Annotated in this window: 22 protein-coding genes; 15 read left to right on the top strand and 7 right to left on the bottom strand. The window is 43.8% G+C overall.

The genetic code is table 11. The annotated features are described in order from the left end of the window. Window positions 1-312: 312 nt before the first annotated feature. Entirely contained in the window at window positions 313-471 is a 159-nt protein-coding gene (locus ACUXV2_RS02480) for a hypothetical protein (protein WP_446245486.1), read from the bottom strand. Between the two features lie 188 nt (window positions 472-659). Here ACUXV2_RS02480 and ACUXV2_RS02485 point away from each other — a divergent pair, with 188 nt between their 5' ends. The 3 genes from ACUXV2_RS02485 to ACUXV2_RS02495 all read left to right on the top strand — a co-directional run bounded on the left by ACUXV2_RS02485 (window position 660) and on the right by ACUXV2_RS02495 (window position 2566). After that, window positions 660-1229, top strand: coding sequence for a GNAT family N-acetyltransferase (locus ACUXV2_RS02485; RefSeq protein WP_446245487.1), 570 nt, complete (start codon window positions 660-662; stop codon window positions 1227-1229). 181 nt (window positions 1230-1410) lie between these two features. Continuing rightward, on the top strand, window positions 1411-1848 hold the full coding sequence (locus tag ACUXV2_RS02490; RefSeq protein WP_446245488.1) for a VOC family protein: 438 nt from the start codon (window positions 1411-1413) through the stop codon (window positions 1846-1848). A gap of 190 nt (window positions 1849-2038) precedes the next feature. Then, entirely contained in the window at window positions 2039-2566 is a 528-nt protein-coding gene (locus ACUXV2_RS02495; RefSeq protein WP_446245489.1) for an AAA family ATPase, read from the top strand. Window positions 2567-2775: 209 nt separating this feature from the next. On the opposite strand, the gene ACUXV2_RS02500 is transcribed toward ACUXV2_RS02495, so the two are convergent. Next, window positions 2776-3087 (bottom strand): hypothetical protein, encoded by a 312-nt coding sequence (locus tag ACUXV2_RS02500; RefSeq protein ID WP_446245490.1) that lies wholly within the window; start codon window positions 3085-3087, stop codon window positions 2776-2778. A gap of 275 nt (window positions 3088-3362) precedes the next feature. Here ACUXV2_RS02500 and ACUXV2_RS02505 point away from each other — a divergent pair, with 275 nt between their 5' ends. The 3 genes from ACUXV2_RS02505 to ACUXV2_RS02515 all read left to right on the top strand — a co-directional run bounded on the left by ACUXV2_RS02505 (window position 3363) and on the right by ACUXV2_RS02515 (window position 6879). Beyond that, a complete protein-coding gene (locus tag ACUXV2_RS02505) occupies window positions 3363-3803 on the top strand; it encodes a GNAT family N-acetyltransferase (RefSeq protein WP_446245491.1) in 441 nt (146 codons plus the stop codon). Window positions 3804-4238: 435 nt separating this feature from the next. Then, entirely contained in the window at window positions 4239-4997 is a 759-nt protein-coding gene (locus ACUXV2_RS02510) for a TerC family protein (RefSeq protein WP_446245492.1), read from the top strand. Window positions 4998-5196: 199 nt separating this feature from the next. Then, complete coding sequence (locus ACUXV2_RS02515) at window positions 5197-6879, top strand: hypothetical protein (RefSeq protein WP_446245493.1); 1683 nt, start codon at window positions 5197-5199, stop codon at window positions 6877-6879. A gap of 122 nt (window positions 6880-7001) precedes the next feature. Here ACUXV2_RS02515 and ACUXV2_RS02520 read toward each other — a convergent pair whose 3' ends face one another. Both ACUXV2_RS02520 and ACUXV2_RS02525 read right to left on the bottom strand, forming a co-directional pair. Next, window positions 7002-8270, bottom strand: coding sequence for a S8 family peptidase (locus ACUXV2_RS02520; RefSeq protein WP_446245494.1), 1269 nt, complete (start codon window positions 8268-8270; stop codon window positions 7002-7004). 339 nt (window positions 8271-8609) lie between these two features. Beyond that, window positions 8610-9446 (bottom strand): YitT family protein, encoded by an 837-nt coding sequence (locus tag ACUXV2_RS02525; protein ID WP_446245495.1) that lies wholly within the window; start codon window positions 9444-9446, stop codon window positions 8610-8612. A 143-nt stretch (window positions 9447-9589) separates the two neighbouring features. Between ACUXV2_RS02525 and ACUXV2_RS02530 the strand changes: the two genes are divergently transcribed. Next, the gene (locus ACUXV2_RS02530; RefSeq protein WP_446245496.1) at window positions 9590-10258 is read left to right on the top strand and encodes a GntR family transcriptional regulator; all 669 of its coding nucleotides are present in this window, start codon (window positions 9590-9592) and stop codon (window positions 10256-10258) included. A gap of 102 nt (window positions 10259-10360) precedes the next feature. Here the strand turns inward: ACUXV2_RS02530 and ACUXV2_RS02535 are convergent, their stop codons facing one another. After that, complete coding sequence (locus tag ACUXV2_RS02535; protein WP_446245497.1) at window positions 10361-11125, bottom strand: HAD-IIB family hydrolase; 765 nt, start codon at window positions 11123-11125, stop codon at window positions 10361-10363. Between the two features lie 253 nt (window positions 11126-11378). Here ACUXV2_RS02535 and ACUXV2_RS02540 point away from each other — a divergent pair, with 253 nt between their 5' ends. From ACUXV2_RS02540 to ACUXV2_RS02555, 4 genes are all read left to right on the top strand, one after another. Further along, window positions 11379-11555 (top strand): hypothetical protein, encoded by a 177-nt coding sequence (locus ACUXV2_RS02540; protein WP_446245498.1) that lies wholly within the window; start codon window positions 11379-11381, stop codon window positions 11553-11555. A 30-nt stretch (window positions 11556-11585) separates the two neighbouring features. Further along, complete coding sequence (locus ACUXV2_RS02545; protein ID WP_446245499.1) at window positions 11586-11810, top strand: hypothetical protein; 225 nt, start codon at window positions 11586-11588, stop codon at window positions 11808-11810. A gap of 304 nt (window positions 11811-12114) precedes the next feature. After that, window positions 12115-12978: a hypothetical protein gene (locus ACUXV2_RS02550; protein WP_446245500.1), complete on the top strand. Its 864-nt coding sequence runs from the start codon at window positions 12115-12117 to the stop codon at window positions 12976-12978. Between the two features lie 47 nt (window positions 12979-13025). Then, a complete protein-coding gene (locus tag ACUXV2_RS02555) occupies window positions 13026-14282 on the top strand; it encodes a hypothetical protein (RefSeq protein WP_446245501.1) in 1257 nt (418 codons plus the stop codon). A gap of 643 nt (window positions 14283-14925) precedes the next feature. Here ACUXV2_RS02555 and ACUXV2_RS02560 read toward each other — a convergent pair. Then, window positions 14926-15375: a DUF1569 domain-containing protein gene (locus tag ACUXV2_RS02560; RefSeq protein WP_446245502.1), complete on the bottom strand. Its 450-nt coding sequence runs from the start codon at window positions 15373-15375 to the stop codon at window positions 14926-14928. A 113-nt stretch (window positions 15376-15488) separates the two neighbouring features. Between ACUXV2_RS02560 and ACUXV2_RS02565 the strand changes: the two genes are divergently transcribed. Then, window positions 15489-15674 (top strand): hypothetical protein, encoded by a 186-nt coding sequence (locus ACUXV2_RS02565; protein ID WP_446245503.1) that lies wholly within the window; start codon window positions 15489-15491, stop codon window positions 15672-15674. 399 nt (window positions 15675-16073) lie between these two features. After that, the gene (locus ACUXV2_RS02570; RefSeq protein WP_446245504.1) at window positions 16074-17888 is read left to right on the top strand and encodes a hypothetical protein; all 1815 of its coding nucleotides are present in this window, start codon (window positions 16074-16076) and stop codon (window positions 17886-17888) included. A 619-nt stretch (window positions 17889-18507) separates the two neighbouring features. On the opposite strand, the gene ACUXV2_RS02575 is transcribed toward ACUXV2_RS02570, so the two are convergent. Continuing rightward, window positions 18508-19749 (bottom strand): S8 family peptidase, encoded by a 1242-nt coding sequence (locus ACUXV2_RS02575; RefSeq protein WP_446245505.1) that lies wholly within the window; start codon window positions 19747-19749, stop codon window positions 18508-18510. 560 nt (window positions 19750-20309) lie between these two features. Here ACUXV2_RS02575 and ACUXV2_RS02580 point away from each other — a divergent pair. Continuing rightward, window positions 20310-21515: a hypothetical protein gene (locus ACUXV2_RS02580; RefSeq protein ID WP_446245506.1), complete on the top strand. Its 1206-nt coding sequence runs from the start codon at window positions 20310-20312 to the stop codon at window positions 21513-21515. Window positions 21516-21598: 83 nt separating this feature from the next. Then, window positions 21599-22012, top strand: a complete 414-nt coding sequence (locus ACUXV2_RS02585) for a RidA family protein (RefSeq protein ID WP_446245507.1) — start codon at window positions 21599-21601, stop codon at window positions 22010-22012. Window positions 22013-22592 lie beyond the last annotated feature (580 nt).

Genomic DNA, 22592 nt, shown 5'->3' on the forward strand with positions numbered 1-22592 from the left:
GAAATAAAAGGAAGGCTGATTCCTGGCTGTCGTTTTAGCAGGAAATCAGCCTTTCTTTTTGTGTTTTTTCTTAAAAAATATCAAATTTGTCTTTTACAAGCTAAGATACGGGGGAAATCCCACAGCTGCTATACGTGAAACCCTGCTTGGCGACCGTAATCCAGCCACTTTGGAAAAATACAAGCCAGATTTCAATTTTTTAAGCCACTTTCGAAAATTATAAGCCAGATTTCAATTTTTTAAGCCACTTTCCCGCTTATTCAAGCCACTTAGAATGATTCTAATATAATCACGACTGCCTCGGAACTTCACCTAGTCCCGCATCGCCCCTGCTTCACGGGATGTCATTGCACCCTGTCCGGCATCCACATCTTTTTGGATCTGTTTCTTCACTTCCGCTGCATTCGTTCCCGCAAAATCCGGCTTCATAGCTGAATCCAGTTTTTGATTGGGCTTCTGATTCTGTTTCATGATTGTTCACCTTCCATTGTGGGTTTAGGCTTTTAGTATGAACGGAATGGAAAGTGGATATGCGCTCCGGGACAGGCCCTCTTACGCCCAGATAATATTTAATTAAAGGTCAGGTTGATTGAAGAAGGTTTTTCTAAGTAATGTGAAGAAAAGAATAGTAGATTGATATGGTTAAGGTAGGTGAGTAAATGATTCATTTTTTAGGTACGCCAATGCTAGAAACGGATCGATTAGTTCTAAGAAAGATTGAACGTTTAGACGCTCAACGTGTATTTGACCATTGGCTTAGTGATGATCGCGTAATGGATAATCTTATAAAAGGTGCACACAAGTCCGTATCGGAAACAATTGAGAGGGTAACAGAAATCGTACGTAATTATGATTCACAAGAGTTCTGTTATTGGGGTATAGAACTAAAAACAAGTGGTGAATTGATTGGAGCAATTGATCTCTTCAATTTTGATAGCCTCACTGAGAATTGCGAAGTAGGTTATTCGATCGGTTACAAATGGTGGAACAAAGGGTATGGCACTGAGGCCCTGAGAGCTGTCATTGATTTTGGCTTTAGACAGATGAACATTCACAAAATATCAGCAGCACATAATCTTGACAATCCAGCCTCTGGAAAGATTATGCGTAAGATTGGAATGGAACAAGAAGGCACGATTAAGCATATGATTCGCAATGCTAAGAATCATTATAAGGATTGTGCTGTATATGGGCTTCTTCAGGAAGATTATTTAAAAATTGCGAAGTAATTAAATAATATCTTTCATGATTCAAGGGGGCAATAACTGAAGATCAGCTATATGATCCGGTATTGCCCTTCTCAAATTATCGGGAAGAATGATACCTTCTATTTTAGACGAATGATCATTTTAAACAAAACTTACACGAATACAGGTATTGAAAATAACAGGAAGATAGGGGGGATGAGATATGAAGATCAATAGAATAGATCATGTGAGTATAAACGTAAATAATCTTTCAGAGGCAAAAGCGTTTTTTCTTGATTTAGGACTTGAAGTGCAAGCGGAGTGGGAATTGGATGGAGAACAGTTGGACAGAATAGTTGGGCTTAATGGTGTTAAAACGGAATGTGTAGGATTGGGGATGCCAGATGGTGAGGCATGGATAGAGCTGGTCAAATTTTATACACCTTCAGATGAAAAAGATATTCAGCAGCCTTCTGCAAATACGCTGGGTATCCGACATATCTGCTTTGCTGTTGAAAATATTGAATCGATTGTTGCAAATTTGAAAAAGAAGGGAACGGAAATCTTTAGTGATATACAGCAATATGAAGAAAGTTATAAGTTATGCTACGTTCGTGGTCCAGAGGGGATCATTTTAGAGTTGGCGGAGAAAATCAGATAAAGTTTTAATGAGATTTTAAATGATTTAGATATCTAATTTTAAAGATTTTTTCTTAAAGTATCGGGTGCATTACTGGAACAATGGTAAAGCTTTTTTTCATATTCAAGTAAAGGGCAAGTTAATCTAACAATCGATTCAGAAAAATATAAGATAAAAAAGGAATTCACCTCAAAAAAACGGGGGATTGCAGATGTTTGATAAGTTTAATTTTGACTTAATTTATCGGGAAAAAAATAATTTAACCCCTTTAGTGGTGATGATGTGTGGTGTTGCTGGTTCTGGAAAAACTACTTTCTCACAAATATTAGAACTAGAAGGTTTTGTACGTCTTTCTATTGATGAAGAAATATGGGCAACTAATGGTCGTTGGGGGATTGATTTCCCAATGGGAAAATTTGAGGAATACAGAAAAGATGCAGAAAGTAAATTACGTAACCGTTTAGTAAATCTAATCCACGATAAACACCAAGTGGTGATTGACTTTAGCTTTTGGGACCGTGTTAGAAGGAACCAGTATAAAAAACTTATTGAGGATTCAGGCGGTAAATGGAAACTGATTTATTTAAAAGTACATCCAAAAGATTTACGTGAACGACTAAAACTGCGTAACAAACGTTTTGATGCAAATTCCTTCCCTATTTCAGAAGAACGTTTAACATCATATCTTAATGGTTTCGAAGTACCAAAAGGTGAAGGAGAAATTGTAATAGAAAATTAGGAATTAATGAGAAAAAGTAAATTCTTTATTGTTATTAAACAATAGGGGACTTTAATGAATACCTCATAATAAAGAGGCACTGCAATATTATTTTTTGCAGTGCCTCTTTACTCTTTATTTACCCTCATTCATCCTTTTTCCATTTCAAAACTGTCTGCAAATTCAATTGCATATATGCTTTGTCTCCGGCTCAGCCGAGTGGGTTATGTTTATGAGGGTGTCGTACTTTTATTGGTAAGGTAGATATGCAGGGACGAAAGCATAATGATGATCCCGTTCAGGATATAGAGCGCTGTAAAGACCACCGCTAAAATGCCGGCGCCCCAGCCGCCTTCATCAAATATGAGTACAAAGAATAAGGTGCCGAAAAAGATGACTGGAGTGAGCAAGAGGAATAGGACACCTGCCCACAGGCGTCTTTTGATATTTCCAGCCGATTTCTTGAATGCAGCAACGTTGAGCAGGACAAATACGAGTACCTCCAGAACGATCGTCAAAAACAAACCTAACCCGTCTGACATTCACCATTCACCTCTTGGTTGGAAAATACATACAATTTCAGTTTACCATACTAAGAGTTTGTACGTTCATTCTGTTTGGAAAAAAGTACAAATATAATAGAGTGAAATACTAGAAAAATATGGTATAATGATTATGTTGTTTTCAAAAAACATTCTTTGTTAAAGGAGGCGTTCATGATGAAAAAACATTCTGCATGGAACAAGAAGGAACAAAAGGGGATTGCGCCTCGTTAATGAAGATGAAGCGTTCCCCTAATATGAAAGGGGAAAATAAGATGATTGTAAGATTAGAAGAAATCAATTCAGATAACTGGTATGAGTGCTGCGAGCTAACATTATCAAAAGAACAAGAAGCGTTCATGGAACCTAATGCGGTGTCCATTGCGCAGTCGAAATTCGAACCGACACTTAAGCCGTATGCCATTTATTGCGATGAAATAATCGCCGGCTTCCTGATGTTCAATTCGGTCAAGGAAGAGCTTGATGGATACTGGATATACCGGATTATGGTGGATTGGGCCCATCAAGGCAAAGGAATTGGAAAAGAAGCAACGAGATTGATGATCGAAGAAATGGCGAAGCTGCCTGATGCAGACAAGCTTGTTGTGGGGTACCATCCGGATAACAAAGGGGCTCACAGCCTGTATGAAAGTTCTGGGTTTGTCGACGAGGGAGACCGGTTCGGCAGGGAAATGGCTGTCATTAAAAAACTATAATCAAGGGACGGTCCTTCAGGGAGGGGCCGTCTTTTTTCAGCGGAAAAGTGAACAGTAAAAAAAATAAACAAACTGCCTACTTGACGAAAGATTTGGCCGCTTGCTATAGTTATCTTAACACCACCGTTTCGGTGGAAAACACGAATAGTAAAGACTCCAAAGGGGAGTAGCTTTCAAGTGTGTCGTCATTCCGTGACGGGTTCCCGTCTCCGGCTCACTTGGCAACAAAAATGTTGCTTGCGAGACCTTTGCCTTGTTAGGTAAAGGATCTCTTGCATATATAGTGCGAGGAAAAAAAGACCTTTACCAGCCGGTAGAGGTCTTTTTCTATTGGAAAAAGGAGAGGTGTCCCCATGGGGATGTAGAGAGCTGAAGCAGGTCGTAAAACGTTCATTAAAGTCACTGGCCATAAAAAAATGAAAAGAGGGATGATCGTTGGAATGGTCATTATTACTGGAATATGGATGGGTCTTAATGATCCTGATTGCGCTGGAAGGGGTGCTGGCTGCGGATAATGCGCTGGTCATCGCCACCATGGTCCGGCACTTGCCGGAGGAGAAACGGAAGAAGGCATTGTTTTATGGTCTGGCGGGGGCATTCCTGTTCCGATTCGGTTCCCTGTTCCTGATTTCCTATCTGGTGGACATCTGGCAGGTGCAGGCAATCGGGGCGGCGTATCTGCTCGGGGTTGCCGTATACCATCTGGTGAAAAAGCACGTACTCAAGAAACATGTGGAAAAAGAGAAAGAAAGAAAAGAACCAAAGGGGTCCGGCTTCTGGTGGACAGTGGTCAAAGTGGAAGCGGCGGATATCGCGTTTGCCGTTGATGCGATACTGGCAGCCGTTGCCTTGGCAGTGACGCTTCCTGAGACAGATCTTCCCGCGATCGGAGGACTGGACGGAGGGCATTTCATCGTGATCTTGCTGGGGGGCATCATCGGCCTCGTCATCATGCGTTTTGCGGCATCTGCGTTTGTCGGCCTCCTGGAGAAGCGTCCCGGGCTTGAATCCGCTGCCTTCGTGGTCGTCGGCTGGGTTGGCGTCAAACTTGCCGTGTACACGCTCGCTCATCCATCCGTTGGGATCATCGCCTACGAATTTGCAAAGGGCCCGGTGTGGAAAGGGATTTTCTGGGCTGTCCTGATCATGATCGGGATTGTAGGATGGGTGAAATCCAAGCCGAAGGAAGAGTGATAGCGTAATATAAGGGCACAGATGACATTGGTATAAGGAGGGAGGTGGTCTGTCCCGAGGCAAGCTGAAGATGCTGGAGGAGAGGCCCCATCTCTGTTATGATTTTTTAGTTTAGTAGGTAAAAAGACACATGTATTCCAAGTTTCCCCCTAATAAAATGATGAAGAAACCTATTGATATGTTTAGAGAAGGGGAAACTATGAACGAACTTACATTACGAAATTTGATGAAGCAGCTGCACAGTCCTGATTCTGAAAAGCGGTTTGATGCCATGGGAAGTTTTTATGAATTGAAAGAGAATGATGACCTGAAAATCCGGGTTGAACTGTTGAAGGATATGGTGAAGGCAGCCGGTTCTTCTTTTCCTGAACGTGTAGACGGCTGGGATAATCCTTCTCTTTGCCTGATTGATTTTGTCTGTGATTATCCGATGCCGGAAATCATCGATGAGATTGTTCTCCACTTTGATCAGTTGGATCCGCATGCGAAAGTCCGGGCCCTCGAATGCCTGTTATTGACGAAGGATGAGGGGATTTTTCAAGAGATCCATGACAAGACGGTCCAATTGATCCTTGAAGAGGAAGTCGAGCTTCCGATCGAAGAGCTATGTGAGTTTCCGGTGCTCCTGCGTGGGATTGTGGATAAGACGTTTGACAAAATCGAATCATCACATTATAAATTTATGATCTATGAATTCATTGCGGCCATTAATGAGTCGGGGGTTGAGCACGGGTATAAGCGATCAAAAATCTTGCCGGTGCTCCTCGTAGACTATAAACAGCTGAGGGACGAGTATCAATCGTACGATGCCGAATATCAGCCCAAATTTGTATATAAATCGTGGAAAGATTCCTACTTCCTGCTGAGATATCGAATCAATATTGTGATTGGATTGATGAATTATTATTTTTCCGAAGAGGCAGAGGAATGGTTGAAAGAGGCTGTTTTGTTCAATGATCCGAGGATCAGCAGCAATGCGGCAGGTGTCTGTATAAATAAGAATATCCATGTGAGCGGGGACATCCTTGAAAGGCTATCTTCCAATGTGGAAAGTGCAGAAATGATGTATTGGGGGCTAGCGGAAAGCAAGAAAGAGCACTTATTTCCGGTAAGCCCTAAGCAGCCTGTTCTGGCAAAGTCACACCTTTTCAGCCATCTCGTATTCCTGAGTGATGAAGAAGGGGAGCATCTCGGTATCTATCCGGAGAATATCCAGGTCGTTGATTCTGTCGACACCGTCAATTCATACGGCCAGCCTCTCCGCTATTATCTCATGAGCTTCACGCAGGACGGAGAAGAGCTCGCGGCGTGGACAGGCGGATATATTCTGGAGGAAGAAGATGACGGTGCGGATTTATGGGAAGGCACTTACACCGATTTCGAACCTTTTCATGACAAATCTGTTGAAGAGCACAAGCAGCTGTTTCTGAAAAAGCGCGAAGAGGATCATCTGGAAAGTGAACAGGCGGTATATTATGAAAGTTCACCAAGCCTCTCCAAAGGCTTATGGTTCTTCTATGCGCTCCTGATCAGCCACTGGATCCGGGTCTTCATTAACGGGATCGATGAAGAAGTGTTCATTTCCATCGGTTTCACCGTTCTTGGCGGTATCCTGACCATCTATGAACTTTGGAAGAAGAAGCGCAGTGCCGTATCCATCGTCGGCAGGGAGTTGATCAAGGTGCAAGGGGATAAGAAGGAAAGCATCCCTCTTCAGGAGATCAAGAAAGTCACCTATGATAAAAAGAAAATCAGCATCTTCAACAAGGAGAATGCTCTTCAACTGACGATTCCGGTACGCTGGGTGGAGTATGACCACTTTTATTATGCAATTGTTGAGCGTACGAGCCATTTAAGGGATCAGCCTTATATACAGGAATAAAACGGACGGGGCCTGACCCCCGGTGCACTATAGCATACGTGCACCGGGGGTTAGGCCATTTTTCACAAGAAAAAACCTCCTTTCCCACAAAGTCATAAGGGAAAGGAGGCTTATATTTCTTATCACTTCACAGTCGGGAAACCGAATCCCGAAGCGATGTCATCTCCTGGAGCGGCATGTAATCCTCCAAGGATGTCCTTCGCTTTGGCTCTGTTTTGAAGTTCATTTCTAAGGTCTGCGTTGGAAAAGGACGGATTTTCTGCCCAAATCTTCGCTGCAAGTCCAGACACATGCGGGGTCGCCATCGAAGTACCGCTGATTGTATTGTAGCTTCCATCATTCCACGTGGATAAAATATCTCTTCCAGGTGCAGAAACTTCTACATCCTGTTCGCCAATCACATAATCCCCGTCTGTAGTAGGATTACCTCTTGAAGAGAAATCTGCGATGCGGTAGGTTCCGTTTTCTAAAGTATTCTCAAGGGCTGCCACTGCAACTGCATCTTTAAGGCCGCCCGGGTATCCGATCGTGTTTTCATCCGGTCCGGAATTTCCTGCTGCCGCTACAACCAGCGTGCCATTATTGTAGGCATAGGAGACGGCTTCGGAAATCAATTCGTCCTTCCCATCAGAACCGAGCGACATGGAAATGACGAGATTCACGCCAAGGCGTTTCCCTTCATCGGACGCATGACGAATGGCAGCAGCAATGTCATCTGAGAATCCCATTCCCGTATCGCCGAGAACTTTATAAGCCCAGAGTTTAGCGTCCGGAGCCACACCATAAATGCCTGTTCCTGTATCGCCCCCGTCAGCAAGCACGCTGCCAGAAACATGGGTGCCATGACCGTGCAAGTCATAACAGCTTCCGTCTTTCAAAGGAAAAAGAAGGCCGGTGAAATCCTTGCACTGTTCTGCGCGATTCTCTAAGTCCTGATGATTGATTTTTACCCCTGTATCAAGAACTGCGACCCGGATGTTGTCGCCGCCGTCTGTTGCTTGAATGGACGCGTCCTCATAGATCGCTTCGATTCCCCAAGGTGTCTGATCATCCGGGGATACAGCATTATTCGACCCGCCAAACAGTTCCAGCTTCACCTCTGACACTTTTTCGACGGTTAGATTTTTGTTGTTTTGAAGAGCTTCATACTGACGTTGATTGACACTTGTTGAGAACGTCTCTTCATCCAGGTCCCATCTCGTTCCGTATTTGGCTTTCGCCTGTTTTTTGACATCCTCTTTCTCCGACTGTATGTACACCCTGAATGTTTCCTGTCCCTTGTCACCAGTTTGTGACTGTGTTTCTGCCTGAACCCCGAAGGATGGCACCATTAAAGCGGCACCAAGAAGGAGCGAACCCAACCATTTCGATTTCTTCTTCACGTTTTTCATCCTCTCTATCAATTGGAAAAGTTTGAATTTTGTTACAGTTAAAAACTAACAAATAAAGGTGTGGGTGAATATAGGTGATTTATCCTGTAGGAGAAGGAGGTGATTCAAGGGTTGGGAATATTTGATTCGAGAAGACGGGTTCGTTCGTCCTTGTTTATGTTAATTCATGTAAGTTTGATAGCCTTATAGTAGTTCGGGAAGGGGTGGGGGTATGGACTGTATATACTGGAATAATGGAGAATTATGGGTATATTCTTTTGGGAATACTTTATGGGAAGATGGTCATAAAAAAGGGGCCTGCCCCCGTACTAAGGGGGACAGGCCCTGTTCTTCATATGTCTATGTCTTCGGAAACGTAAACCCTTCCCCGAACACATCCCTCACGTCATGCACGACGACAAAGGCTTTCTCGTCGATTTGCTGGATCGTTTTCTTTAAGAGGAACAGCTCCTGCTTATTGATTACGACATATAAGATGTCCTTTGACTCTTGGGAATAGTGCCCCCTTGCGTTGATGACGGTCACCCCGCGGTCCATTTCCGCACTCACTTTTTCAGCGATGGCGTCCGTCTGTGCAGAAATGATGGTGACAGCTTTTCGTGTATCAAAACCATCAATCAAGTAATCTAGGATTTTCGTACTGATATAGATCGAGATTCCGGTATACATCGTATTCTCGATCCCGATCACAAAGGAAGACCCAAGAACAACTATAATATCGAAAACAAACATTGTCGTGCTGACTGCCCAGCCGAAGTGCTGATTGAGCATGCGGGCAATGATGGTCGATCCTCCCGTCGTACCTCCCGAGCGCAGCACAAGCCCAAGCCCAAGACCGATAAACACGCCGGCAAATACCGTCCCAAGCATGATGTCGACGGATTCTCCCATCCCTTCAGTCAGTTTGATAAAAAGGGACGTAAAGAAAATCGCCAGCATCGTGTACCACGTCACACGTTTATTGAGCACCTTGTATCCGATCGCAAGGAGCGCTCCGTTCATGACAAAGTTCGTGATACCCGGCGACCATCCAAGGACATAATAAAGGGTCATCGAGATCCCCGTCACTCCGCCTTCACCCAGTTCGTTCGGAATCGCAAACAAGTTCACGCCAAGCGCAAAAAACAGCGACCCGACTATAATTAACGTCATTTCTTTCACGGTTGTTGTATTCATTTCATCACTCCGTTCTATTGACATACTAGGATACTATAGCACAGGGGTAGATGTTTGAACAAGATTGTTCTACAATATTATTCGATAATGACGAAACCCTATGATAAAATAGGAAAAAAGCACGTATAGGCGGGTTAATGTTAATGCGAAAAGAAACAGTCGAGCAAAAAGTGTACCACCTTATCAAAAATGCCATCCTGAACAGGCAGATTGCGCCTGGCAACCAGCTGGTCGAAAATGCGATTGCCGAAAAGGTCAACGCCAGCCGGACACCAATCAGGAACGCCATCACGAAACTGGAGTCGGAAGGACTCGTGAATGTGATCCCAAATAGGGGAGCATTCATCGTCCAGCCGACGATCGGTGAAATGGTCGAGGCATTCGAAATGCGAAAAAAGCTAGAGGAAATGGCGGTCCAGAAAGGATTCTCTCATCTCGGAGCGGAAGAAATCACCCGGATGAAACAACTTCTTAAGGAAATGAGAACGGCCTGCGACCAACGGGAAATTCTTTTATATCAGGAAAAAAACAATGCCTTTCACCTTATTTTCGGAGAGGTGAGCGGCAACCGCTATCTCGTTGAATTCATGGAGGAATTATTCAACCGGATCACCATTTATATGGTGTTATATGATGTGTTCGATGAAGAAAATGAAGAACGGGATCTGCTCGAACATGAACGGATGATTCACCATATTGAAAATGGAGAAGAGGAAGAACTCCACACCTTGCTCATGAAGCACCTGGACAGCAGCTTGAGAAAGCTCCATCAGGATAAGGTGAACTATCAGTCGATTGGGGAGTTGTTTTAAAAAGGGAGTCCGCTTCTGACTGGGGCGGTTTAGTGTGAATGAGAAGAGGGGCCTGTCCCCCGGTAAGCGTTTAGCACCGGGGGACATGCCCCTTTTTAGACGTTACACTTTCTCGACACGACCGTAATCACATAGTTCACGAAGCTTGCGAATGATTTCCCCTTCATAGTCCCCTTTAAGGGAAATGGATTCTTCTGCGTACTCGGACAGCTCGTCATGATGGCCGATCATGACGGAGTGTCTGGCTCCTTTGAACAGTTGGATGTCGTTTGCGTCGTTTCCAAAGGCGATGTAGTCACCAGAGAGCTGCTGCATGGCGGCAAGTTTATGGATGCCTTTTGGGCTGATATCGATGACATCTTCCTGACCGTGCATGTGGATGACGACATCCAAATCGGACAATTTTTGCAACAATTCGTCTTTGTTGTCCGCACTGAGAATCAGCACTTTCACGATCGATGCATGGTCTCTCAGGCTGATATTGGATGCCCGTTTCTCAAGGTCGAGATTGTTGAGGATCGGATGGCTGTCACTCCCGGTGTAGGAATAATCCCACTCCCCGTCGATAAGGTACGTTGCATGGTGATCGTGGATTAGCTTTTTTATGTAGTCCACTTGCTCTGGTGAAAAACTTCTGGCAAACGTAATGTTTCCCTCTTCTGAAATCAATGCCCCGTTTCCACCGATCAAGGTGTGATGATGAAAATATTCATGTAGTACGGGGAGCATGTCCCGTATCGGCCTGGCTGAGGCAAAGATGATGGAGTGCCCTGCGGCCTCAAGATCTTTGAGGGCATCATTGATCCTGCTGGAGACGGGCACGCCTTTAAAGCAAATGGTCCCGTCGAGGTCAAAGACGAAGTTCATGGAAGGTTTCCTCCTTTATGTTGATAACATCCTAATATTACCATTGATTATTTTTGTTTGGGACTTTTTTGGCTGGGGAATTGGTGCTCTTTTCAGTGAGTGTGTGTGGTTCTTAAATAGAGGTGGGCTGTAAATAGTGAGTATGCGTGATAAGGCAAGTGTCTTTTTTATTTGAAAATATTCCTTGAGAAAGTAGTGTGGATTTGAAATAATTGGTATTAAGTTAACGTTAGAGAACTGTGAGGGGGATATTGTGAAAAAGCTCACTGCATTTATTGAGGCGAAAATCTTGAAATGTGGCAAACCTCATTTTTTTATCATGACGATCCTTCTGCTTGCAGGTTGTCAGTCCAATGAAGAGTTGGACGTGAAGATGAAAAGTGACAGTGAACTCAAAGCGATGACGGATACCTACACTTACGCCGATTAAGGTGTTTGACGAGATGGGAGATACATATATATGAAATATCTATGGGCTGCTGTGAATCTATTAATTCCGGCTTTACTGTTGTTCCTGATGTTTTCTACGTGGATTGGTTACATTGCTGAAGACATACGGGACCTCTATCACGTCAAGTGGGCTGCCATTGTTCTGATCATGATAGGATATACACTGAACTTCAAGAAACGGTTGGCTGGACTGATCATGGTTGCGGTTGGTGTCGCTGCCTGGTTCTTGATTTAGTGATAATGGGAGAATAAAAATAGGTATCTAATTCCATACAACAAAACAATCCAACCAAAGCCGTTTTCGATCTGAAACCGGCTTTTTAGTTTTGGTCATAGTTCTGTGTTCACATCCTGAAGATACCAGATGAATCAGTTCAAAACTCTACATCCCATACTTTTACCTCATACCCTACACTCCCTCCTAGGCGGAAAGAATCCTTTCTTTGTTAATCTTATGAATTGCGACAAATATGAGCTAATTATGTCGAATGTTGTCTATGGAAGTGTTTCCACTCCGTTTTTTGAAAGGAGGTGAACTCATGCGCATCCGACATTGTATATTGATGGGTGTGTTGGTGGGAGCGGCTGCTTTCCTTCCGAATCATGCGTTTGCAGAGAATAACAAGGGATCAGGGCAGTCCCCCCATGCCCACACTGCGGAAGTACATACGAATGCAGTTGAAAAAGTCGAAAAGAAAGATTCTGTGATAAAAACCAAACCTGCTGCTCCTGATACGAAAGGGCAAAAAGAAGAGGTCCAAAGACCAGAAGTGAGCCGGGACCAAGAGCCAGGTAAAGCAAATAGACCTCAACCCGAGCCGCCTGAAAGAAGTCACCGTACTGACAAAGCTGCGAATCCTAAAGCTCAAGAAGCGAAAAAGGATCATTCAACAAAGTCGTCCGTTAAACCGGAAGGAAAACGGCAAGCGGAGAACCGGCAGCCAGGCCAGAAACAGACACGGACCGAAGTCTCTGAATCTACTGAAAAACCTGCTGCTCCTTCGATGGTAAAACCTCAGAGGGAGAGAGAGACCATCTTTCAAATACAGCAGGAAAAAGCATTGAAAGAAAACCAACACTCCGTATCACCAAAAGAAAAACGCCCGGTTAAACGAAAACAGGTCCATGAGGCAGGGAACAAAACCCCTCGTGAAAAGAAGGAAAATCCGGGTGAAGTCGAGGCAGTGAGCAGCACTCCACAGCGTCTGCCATCTTCCGGGGGACAATCCCAGGAAAACTTGGGTCATGGTGCAGGCATGGTCAGCTTCCTTCACCATCCGGCCGTTTGGAATATCGGATTGAAGCTTCGCACCATCTACCACTCGCGCGAAGATACATACTGTTACCAATGGATGAATGCTCCACCATCACCGCCGCCCAAGGCAGCTCCTTTTATCTCATAAAATATGAACCTATCTAAAATCACAAAGATAAAAGGAGTTAATAAAATATGAAACATTATCTTAACACTAAGAAACTAGTAAAATCTTTTGTTGTCCCTGCCGTATTGTCTTTCGGACTGATCACAGGGGGCAGTGTGACAGCTGCTTCAGGTTTTGATAAAGGTCAGGTGGACAGTACCAGCACCCTCGAATCCGGCAGTGTCAAAATGAATCAGTCGGACAAGAAATCTGAAGCGGCAGACCGTGAAGTTCCTGTTCAGTCCAAAGCAGAAGAGAAAGCTCAGTCCAGCGCAAAAGAAAATAAGGACGCTCAGCAGAAGGAAGAAAATAAGGGTCAATCCCAGGCAGAAGCCAAAAAAGCTGATTCGGTCAAGCCTTCACAACATGAGACTCCTTCCAAGGCAAATGCCGACAAGAGTGCTGAACTGAAGCAAAAGGCAGAAGACAGAAAGCAAGAGGCACAGGCAAACACCAAAACTGGGAATAAACCAGAAGAAGCTGAACGTTCGAATGGATCCAGTGCGGATGAAAAAGCGAACAAACAGAGTAAAGAAGAAAAAACGAATAAATCACAGGCAAGCACCCATGCGAGTGAAATAGCATTGAAGCATGCCAACGAAAATTCAGCGATCTTCTTACATACAGAAGTATTGGAAGACTACCTTTTCGGATCCGACTCCGCTACATCGGCGAATCCTGAAGGACAGGACTTCTACATCGGGAAATTGGGCTATGGGAGCCTGGACCAATTTGATGAAAACGCAGGCAGCGGAATCTACTTCAGCAGCGACAGAGCCGAAGAGGCAAGCTATGTGTACGGATACTGGTTCTTATCGGGTATGCAGATCGCTCCTGATGGTATGTCACCGACTGAATGGGGGGAAGAGCAGGCACAATTGGCTCTTGAAACCTATGAAGAGATGAAACAAGTATATGGATCCAAAGTCAGACCTGTCATCTTTATCGACGTTGAACCTGCCCTTACCGGGATGGGGGAATATGACTACATCAATAATCAATTGATCTACAGTGCATTCGTCAATTACTTGAATGAATACGGTGAAGGTGTCACACCTGGCACATACTCTTCTACATGGAGCTGGGACGTAACAATGGGCAGCTACTCACCTGACACACCAGGTGCGTACTGGCTCGCTTATTACACTGGTGACCTTCCGTCAGAATCTGAGTTGACAACAAGCAACCCATATTGGATCACGTTTCCTGGAACAGACGAACAGGCACAAATCTGGCAATATTATGGTGGCTATGATGATTACAATGTAGCGACCATGCTTCCATAACGTTGTTTGAATATACGAGTGTTTTTGTTTTAGGAAAATGACCTTACTCTACTGATGGGGACCGGTCGTTTCTGTTATTGGACCCCGTCTCCTTTAAGGATAAGGGGTTCCGTTTTGGGAGAGAAAATGACAAATAGCATTACAAATAGCAGGCTAATTCGTATATGAATTAGACCTGCTTTATTTATTGTTATAACAATGTTTTCATTCAATTTTGTGGTGAATTAACACTTCAAATAGAATCTTAATTATTAAGCGTACAATAATTATTGTACAACTAAAAAATGAGGTGCTAATTAGGGTGCTAAATGACTTGTCAATTCGCAACCTGTTCTTGCAGAGATGAGCCTCTAGTAAGGAAGTGTGTGATAAATAATGGATATTCCATTAACGTGTAGGATTGTTGAATAAGAAACCAAATACTTAAATATATAAAGGGGAAAGGTTTTTGGCTGGAATAGAAGGAGAAATTTATAACGTGAGATATGCACTGTACGTAACGAACTGGTTAAGTAACGGGGGCGATTGTTCAATAGAGCCTCAGCCCTTTACTACATAAGAACAAGAGATATCAGGGCATTAAGCTATTTAACTGAAAAAGCAGGTTACTTTAAGATGGTACGATATATTAAAACTCCTGACACTAAACACCAAATTGTTTTAAATGGTGGTCAAGATGCTTGTAGATTCCTTTTCCCCATTGTTCGGAAGTAAGTTTTCCGAAAAAAGGATGTGGATGCTCTGTACAAGCTTCTGGTCCATTCTTTTGAAATATTATTATTTTTTGTTTCAGTTTTTCTTTTTCTATTTCAAAATCTCTCTTATTCGTAATTAAAATGGTTGGTATAGTCGACATATTGTGGGCTAAAGGTTTGTCATTATAAAAGATGGGTTTTGCAAATCTACCTACTAATAACCCTAACCAACCTCTTGGGGGTAAAGAATATCCCATAGCAATATCTTGGAAAGATGAGCAATGAGCTAACATTTGAGATACATCCATTTTTCCCCATTTCGGTTGTGAATTTACATTTAAGTTTTCGATACGATTTAATATTTCATCTGTATACGTGATTTCAAAAATATCATTCATTAGAATACTCCTTTAGTTTTTTATTTTAACCAAAAAATGCCCTTGATTATTTAATATATAATTCAACGTCAACGTGATTTAATCCTTTTAACTAATGGAGGAATTTCTTCAACATGAAGTTCAGCCTTATGGCTAACAGGCTGAAGAAGTTTGTTGGATTAACTATTGAAAAAGAAGAAAACACTGAAGTGAAAAGCGATTTGTACAACAATTGGAGAATTGTTAACGGAGAAAGTAAAAGCACTCATTCCTATTTATTTGCCATTTCAACTATGCATATAGGAGAAGCATCAAAGTAAATGTCGTGAAAGAGGATTCCATTTAAAATAAATCAATAAGGATTTTAGCACGTCTTATTTAAAAATAGGGGAGTTTAACGGAGTAAATGGATTCGGCAGATCTTCAAAATCGGGTGGCTTTAACGGAATAAGAAGTTAATAAAAACGTAAAAAACCCAGAGGATTTTAGGTCTGGCTTTTTACTGTTAAATACAGTGTTATTTACACTGCTATTCCTGCTGCTAATTAGGATGTGATTCAAGGTTTTCTCTTCCTTAACGGAACCCCTTACTTTAAGGAGGCGGGGTTTTTTATATGTTCATTCACGCTTCATTTTATCCTCACTCACCTTATTGGCCGTTCATCACTGCAATCTACCACTACTTCGTTATACGATTTCAAAAATAGGAAAAAATACTAATGAAAATTTCCATGATCAACTATATAATTGAAGAAATTTACAATAGAAGGCAGGGTACATACAGAATGAGAAGCAGGAAGGAATGGCTGTATGGAGTGGTGTGTTTGACGGTCATCTGTTCATTGGTGTCGTATGGATTTACGGCGGAAAAAGGATACGCTGAAAGTCGACAGGAGCTGTCTTTGAAATGGCTGCAAAAGCAGCTGGATGCCCCTGTTTATCCCGTTTACATTTCATTGAGTGAAGAATACCCGGTGGAACCGATCGACCTTCTATCGGGAAGGATTGATGTGCCAGCTTTACAGGATTATTCGTTGAGGGATGTCCCTTATATCACGACTGATGCGTATGGTATCGGCGGGTTCAGCGGAGAACTCAAAGGGACCTGGGGGAACGTGGATGATCCATCACGATATTCCATTGTCATTTACGACAAGACGGATGCCAAGTATCTGGTCGGGAGTGCGCTGCTCGAAGAAGATGGCAGCTGGTCATCGGGGAATATGATAATCCATGGAATCCCTGTGTTTGAATTAGTTGATGAAAACGGTCGAGTCGCTGCCGTTGGGGCGCAGGATCCTGTGAAGACGGTGATTGAGGAGTATGAAGTAAAGATTTACGCCGTCTCGGATATCCCTTATCTTCAAACCACACTTCCGATCAGGGAGGACGGCTATTTTTCTACTGAAGATGCAGGGGACACCTATTATGGTCTGAAAACGGGAAAGAAAGAAGCGAGACTAGTCAGGAAATCGGACGGAAAGATCTTCAGCACAACTGAAATACCTAAATGGCCCCTGATCAGATCGTATCATGTCCCGATTGAAGACCCGGCAAACAGGACAGGGGTCGATGGCCGAAGCTGGATTTATGATAACGCCTTAGCTGTGTCAGCCTTTTCGATGGCAGGTGACCGCGCCAGAGCATCATCGATCCTGAGTGCGATGGCGGGCCTGCAAAATAAAGATGGGTCGTTCGCTTTTTCCTATCATATCTACACAGGCCCTTTGGATAAAAGAAAAAGAAGCGGGTCAATCGCGTGGGCAGGGGATGCTGCCATCACGTATGAGAAACATTTTGGCGATCCGACCTACCGCAACATGGCGATCCGTGCAGCAGAATTTCTATTGAAACAACAGAACACTGTCACCGGGAGTATCAAGGGGGGACCAGATGTTTCCTGGTATTCGACGGAGCATAATATCGACGCCTACTTCTTCTTCAGGAATCTTGGAAAGTTAACTGGAAACGAACGCTATACGAACGCAGCAAGTGACATTGAAAAGGCACTGCTGACGGTTCACTGGAATCAGGCGGAAAAGCGGTTCAATCAGGGAATCAATGATCCTGCAGAAGCACTTGACACTAATTCATGGGGCGCTATGTTCCTGGAAGCCATCGGGCGGACGGATTTATCCAGCCATGCCATAGCTTATCTGGACCATTTTAAAGTGAATGATGCCAGGATGGAATTGAGTGACAATCCGTTTTCCTATAATCAATCGTATTCCTCTCATGTCCTCCTTTCAGGGTATAAACCATATGGGAATGGATATGACGGGGCTCCGGAAGTCGTCTGGTCGGAAGGGACCTGGGGTGTCATCAATTTGTTCCTCAGGACAGGAATGAATGCAGACTCGTTGATGGAATCAATGTTTGCACTTCAGGATGCAGACCCTGATGGTGGCCTTGTATACGGTCATGAAGGACATGCCCAGGCACCATTTGAATTCCATGTCTGGCCATCCGTTGCCGGAACCGCCTGGCAGTACATGACGCTGAAGGATCCGGAGGGGATATGGGGAGCGGATTGAATGGAAGCTGTGGTTCATCGTTTTTGTTCGGGGAGTGGGCCGGTATAATGGAATGGACCAAATAGGATTGAAAAGATTCCGACTTGTTTATGTCGGGATCTTTTTTATTGTGGGTAAGGGAGCCGTGGGCATGTGCAGTGACTGATCCGAGGCAGGGAAGTGGGGACAGGTACTAAGGTTCATAGCTTGAAAGATGGAGCGGGAAAGGAGCTGGGGGAATCGTATACTGCTTAATTTGGTTAATTTTGTTAAAATCAGCATAAAATGAAATAATTCAGCATATATCGAAAAAAGTCAGCATATATCGTGAAAAATCAGCATAAATGGAAATGAGCCCGGAACCTAAAGGGTCGATGTATGCTAGGGAAGGGGATGCTGCCTTCCAAACAAACGATTCAATCCACTTTACGCCATATTCATTCCACTTTCTTAATATACAAACCACTTTGCAGATTTACATGCCACTTTTTTATTTTTCAAACCACTTTCCTCGTTTATCAACCAACTTGTCGAAAAATCTCTTTATAGTTGCAAACAGGTGTCACGATTTTCGAATGAAAAAAAAGACATGACACATCACTCATGTGTCATGCCCATATACTACACTCCCAATCTGATCTTAAGGATTCACAGTAGGGAATCCAAAACCGGACGCATAGTCATCTCCCGCTGCTGCACCTGAGCCGCCGAGGATGTCATTGCCAGTAGCACGGTCCTGAATTTCTGCACGAAGCTGAGATGCAGATAGACCAGGGTTTGCCGCCCAGATTTTTGCAGCAAGTCCGGATACGTGAGGGGTAGCCATGGATGTACCACTGATTGTTTGGTAGGTACCATCGTACCAAGTGGATTCAATCGCACGACCCGGTGCAGATACTTCCACATCACGCACACCGATCACGTAGTCGCCATCAGTGTTTGGGTTTCCGCGCGAAGAGAAGTCAGCTACTCGGTATGTTCCATTTTGCTGGACGTCTTCAAGGGCTGCTACGGCAATCGCATTCACTAATGCTCCCGGATATCCGATCGTATTGGCACTAGGACCAGAATTACCCGCTGCTGCCACGACGAGTACACCTTTGTTATAGGCATAGTTGACTGCATCTGTGATCAGCGGACTTTCGGAACTTGCCCCGAGTGACATGGAAATGACCGTATTGACATTTAAGCGGTCAGCTTCATCAGCCGCATAACGGATAGCGGCTGCAATGTCATCAGAGTAGCCTGATCCGCGGTCATTCAACACTTTGTAGGCCCACAGCTTGGCATCAGGTGCCACACCGTAAATTCCGTCTCCCGCACCACCGTCGGCAAGGACCGTACCTGCTACGTGTGTACCGTGGCCGTTTTTATCTTCACAGAAGTTCGTAACAAGGCTTGATTTACGTTGGGAGAAATCGTTGCACTGTTCCACATTGTTAGAGAGATCCGTGTGATTGGTGTTCGCGCCTGTATCGAGGACTGCCACTCTCACTCCGCTTCCGCCGGATGTGGCGCTGATGTTCGCATCCTCATACATGGCCTCGATTCCCCATGGTGTCTGGTCACTCGGGGCTGATACTGCATTCGAGCCAGGCTTGGCTGCCAATGATACTTCATCGACAAGTTTGATGGACAGGTTTTTATTCTTTTGCAGTGCTTTGTACTGTGCTTCTGTTACTTCGGTTGAGAACCCGTTCTGGTCAAAGTCCCAACGCACACCATAATCCTGCTTGGCACTGTTTTCTGCCTTTTCATTCGTGGCTGAAATCAGAACACGTACCTTTTCTGCCTTCTCTGTGGCATCAACCGTACTAGTGTAGGCAGGGCTGATCAGAAGTGCACTCAATGCGACCGTTCCAAGAATCTTTCCAACTTTCATTTACAACATCCTCTCAAATTTAATTGATCTCTCTAACTTTCTTTTTAAAAAAAGCTCCCCTCCTTACTCAGAAACAATGACAAGAATCACCCAGTCGTCAAACTATGTAGAGATTCTTACTAAGTGGATTGTAACAAAATTTTATAATTTACAGAATAGATTGAATTTTCACGAATGTGGAATATACTTACATTTTTGCGTGTCGAATTGATTCATTACAAGCGCTTGAGGAAAATTTTCATGGAATGGGGAGAGATTCCTCGTTTTGTATAGGGTGATAGTCCTGGATTTTCCCAACCTATTTTTGAACTTTTTTTGGGGAGTGGGGGCTGGCCTGAACTTGTTGAAGTCGATGGATGAGGAGAGGGGGGCGAACTTCCGACCAGTGGCCATGGAGGGATGAAGTGAGTGGGGTGGCAGGTCAAGCTTTCGACCCGTTGTCATCGTGGGATGGGGGGATCGGGCTCAGTCCACAATCTTCTTTTTTTACAAGGTGATTCAGTTTACCAGACAATCTTGATAAAATAACAAAAAAAGGGTTTTATTTGAGGGAGATGCCGATGCGGTTTTTGATTGAATATAAAGATTTCAAGTCCAAAGAGGAGCAGCATACATCGTTACATATTCTGGAGACATTTCTAAATGAACATCTGATCCGTGATTTTCATGGAGGGACTTTTGAGTGCATCTTGATCCGGTTCATTAACCATGCACCGAAAAAGAAGAAATTCAAGTTGAAATCGCTGTATAAAACCATTGCTGAAGTTGAGATTGAGGGGGATTTCAAAGATAACGCGAAGTTGAACATCGCCGATTTTCAACATGGATTATCAAAGGTTGAAGAAGCTGTCAATATAGTACCGGAGATAGAGGTAAAAGGGGAGCTGGATTTTGACAGGGATTCATTAGTGGACAGCCTTAACACGACCATCCCTCTTGCTCCGCAAAACCATGAAGAATTAAAAGCTTATGCCCAAATGGAACAAGAAATCAACTACATGAATAACGTCAAACGTGTAGACTGCTTGATCGATTCATGGAAGATTCATCCGAGACCCTTGGTGAAACGAATCATAGGTGTCAGATTATATCACCATTTTGAGCGAGGGGAATTGGCTCCATTCGATTACATATACTCTGAATTGTTTAGTAATCTTCTGAGAAGAGCCGGTTTAACGTCGCCTGGCTACGATGAGATTTACTTCAGTATTGGTGAAACGATGGAACAAGCGAAACAATCGATTTCGATCGACGAATTCTTTGCCTACACTTACTCGACTTTGGATTTATCCCAGTATAACCAGGCAGATGACGGAGGGAAAGCAGAGCTTGTGTTTCTGTCTATGTGTGAAGGTCTGAGACTGATTGCTGATTTTGACCATTTGGAAAAAGAGAAGATCGAAGCGGTGATTGAGGATATAGCCAATCACGGGATGGATATGGAATTGACGTATGCGACTGCCCAAAATAAAGATTACCTGGTTGAAATCGTCTACCATGTTCCGCGAAGTCATCTGGCAAAGGCTGAATTCAGGCTGAGACTGACAGAAATCAAGACGAATAGGACTGGCATCGTAGCAATCGATGCGTTTGATATTACTTATGCACCTTACAGTTTTGGGAAGATCCAAATTAAGAAAAATGAAGTGGTGATCAAGGGCAGGGATAGTTTCAGGGCAGAGATCTCCCGTGATATCGATAAATTACCGTCGGAATATCGTTTTACAATTCGGGACGTTTTAGAAGGAAGTCACGGTTCTGTTTGAAGGCGTTAATGGTGCCTGAGCCCCGGCGGGTAGGCATCCATGCAATTTGGTATTGGTAGAATCATCAATGAGGGGGAAGAAAAATGAGCGATAAACTATCATTCATTCGTTCTACAAACTTGGCATCAGTAGATTATGCATACGCAAGCAGGGTCCCATCTGACATGGATATGCTGTTTTTAGCAGGCGCCTGCCCTCTGGATAAGGACGGAAATGTTGCGCATCCAGGGAATTATGAAAATCAGGCTAAATGGTGTGTGGAGAATATGAAAGAAGTTCTGAGAGAGTGTGGTGCTTCTTTAAAAGACGTTGTTTATACGAGAGTTCTAGTTGCGTCGCAGGACCGTTCGGATTTAGTGACCGCATGGAGGGCAATACGAGAGGAGTTTGGCGAACATGATGTCCCAAGCACCTTATCCGGCGTTACGGTGTTGGGGTATGAAAATCAACTCGTGGAAATTGAAGCGGTCGCGGCTGTGGAGAAAGGTTCGAAGTAGGTGGGGCGGATCGAAGTTTAGGAGAATGCGAGGCTGGGAGGGGCAGCTTCAGGTGTGGGTTGTGGAAGTGGATGGGATATGATTGGATATTTTGGTTAAAGTCAGCATAAAACGAATTTATTCAGCATATATCCGATAAAGTCAGCATAAAGAAAAATATGCGTGGCCCCATGTACAATTAAACCCCTTCGTTACAGGGGCATGGCATTGAATTATTTTCAATGGAGCCAAGATTCAATCCACTTTAAGCCATATTCATTCCACTTTTCTAAAATACAAACCACTTTCCAAATTTACGTGCCACTTCTTCATTATTCAAACCACTTTCCAGAGTTTACAACCAACTTGTCGAAAATCTTTAAACGGTTGCAAGCAAAAGTCCAGATTATAGAGTGACATGAGAAGAATACCGGCACCTAGCTATTTGTGGCAACCACCGGCAAGGTGAAGATCCACCGCACTGTGGGCAGGCACCGATTTACCGCAGAGTATCCCTTTAACTTTGAGAATCCTTTCTTCTCATGAATATTTTGTGACATCAAAAGAGAATGAGAGGGTATTTTCCAATTTTTGTAGAAGT

The organism is Rossellomorea sp. NS-SX7 (genome assembly GCF_052828565.1).

What these genes read in the sequence shown, in the direction of transcription:
- ACUXV2_RS02480 (WP_446245486.1), bottom strand. Translation starts at nt 471, where the DNA reads ATGAAACAGAATCAGAAGCCCAATCAAAAACTGGATTCAGCTATGAAG.
- ACUXV2_RS02485 (WP_446245487.1), top strand. Translation starts at nt 660, where the DNA reads ATGATTCATTTTTTAGGTACGCCAATGCTAGAAACGGATCGATTAGTT.
- ACUXV2_RS02490 (WP_446245488.1), top strand. Translation starts at nt 1,411, where the DNA reads ATGAAGATCAATAGAATAGATCATGTGAGTATAAACGTAAATAATCTT.
- ACUXV2_RS02495 (WP_446245489.1), top strand. Translation starts at nt 2,039, where the DNA reads ATGTTTGATAAGTTTAATTTTGACTTAATTTATCGGGAAAAAAATAAT.
- ACUXV2_RS02500 (WP_446245490.1), bottom strand. Translation starts at nt 3,087, where the DNA reads ATGTCAGACGGGTTAGGTTTGTTTTTGACGATCGTTCTGGAGGTACTC.
- ACUXV2_RS02505 (WP_446245491.1), top strand. Translation starts at nt 3,363, where the DNA reads ATGATTGTAAGATTAGAAGAAATCAATTCAGATAACTGGTATGAGTGC.
- ACUXV2_RS02515 (WP_446245493.1), top strand. Translation starts at nt 5,197, where the DNA reads ATGAACGAACTTACATTACGAAATTTGATGAAGCAGCTGCACAGTCCT.
- ACUXV2_RS02520 (WP_446245494.1), bottom strand. Translation starts at nt 8,270, where the DNA reads ATGAAAAACGTGAAGAAGAAATCGAAATGGTTGGGTTCGCTCCTTCTT.
- ACUXV2_RS02525 (WP_446245495.1), bottom strand. Translation starts at nt 9,446, where the DNA reads ATGAATACAACAACCGTGAAAGAAATGACGTTAATTATAGTCGGGTCG.
- ACUXV2_RS02530 (WP_446245496.1), top strand. Translation starts at nt 9,590, where the DNA reads ATGCGAAAAGAAACAGTCGAGCAAAAAGTGTACCACCTTATCAAAAAT.
- ACUXV2_RS02535 (WP_446245497.1), bottom strand. Translation starts at nt 11,125, where the DNA reads ATGAACTTCGTCTTTGACCTCGACGGGACCATTTGCTTTAAAGGCGTG.
- ACUXV2_RS02545 (WP_446245499.1), top strand. Translation starts at nt 11,586, where the DNA reads ATGAAATATCTATGGGCTGCTGTGAATCTATTAATTCCGGCTTTACTG.
- ACUXV2_RS02550 (WP_446245500.1), top strand. Translation starts at nt 12,115, where the DNA reads ATGCGCATCCGACATTGTATATTGATGGGTGTGTTGGTGGGAGCGGCT.
- ACUXV2_RS02555 (WP_446245501.1), top strand. Translation starts at nt 13,026, where the DNA reads ATGAAACATTATCTTAACACTAAGAAACTAGTAAAATCTTTTGTTGTC.
- ACUXV2_RS02560 (WP_446245502.1), bottom strand. Translation starts at nt 15,375, where the DNA reads ATGAATGATATTTTTGAAATCACGTATACAGATGAAATATTAAATCGT.
- ACUXV2_RS02565 (WP_446245503.1), top strand. Translation starts at nt 15,489, where the DNA reads ATGAAGTTCAGCCTTATGGCTAACAGGCTGAAGAAGTTTGTTGGATTA.
- ACUXV2_RS02570 (WP_446245504.1), top strand. Translation starts at nt 16,074, where the DNA reads ATGAAAATTTCCATGATCAACTATATAATTGAAGAAATTTACAATAGA.
- ACUXV2_RS02575 (WP_446245505.1), bottom strand. Translation starts at nt 19,749, where the DNA reads ATGAAAGTTGGAAAGATTCTTGGAACGGTCGCATTGAGTGCACTTCTG.
- ACUXV2_RS02580 (WP_446245506.1), top strand. Translation starts at nt 20,310, where the DNA reads ATGCGGTTTTTGATTGAATATAAAGATTTCAAGTCCAAAGAGGAGCAG.
- ACUXV2_RS02585 (WP_446245507.1), top strand. Translation starts at nt 21,599, where the DNA reads ATGAGCGATAAACTATCATTCATTCGTTCTACAAACTTGGCATCAGTA.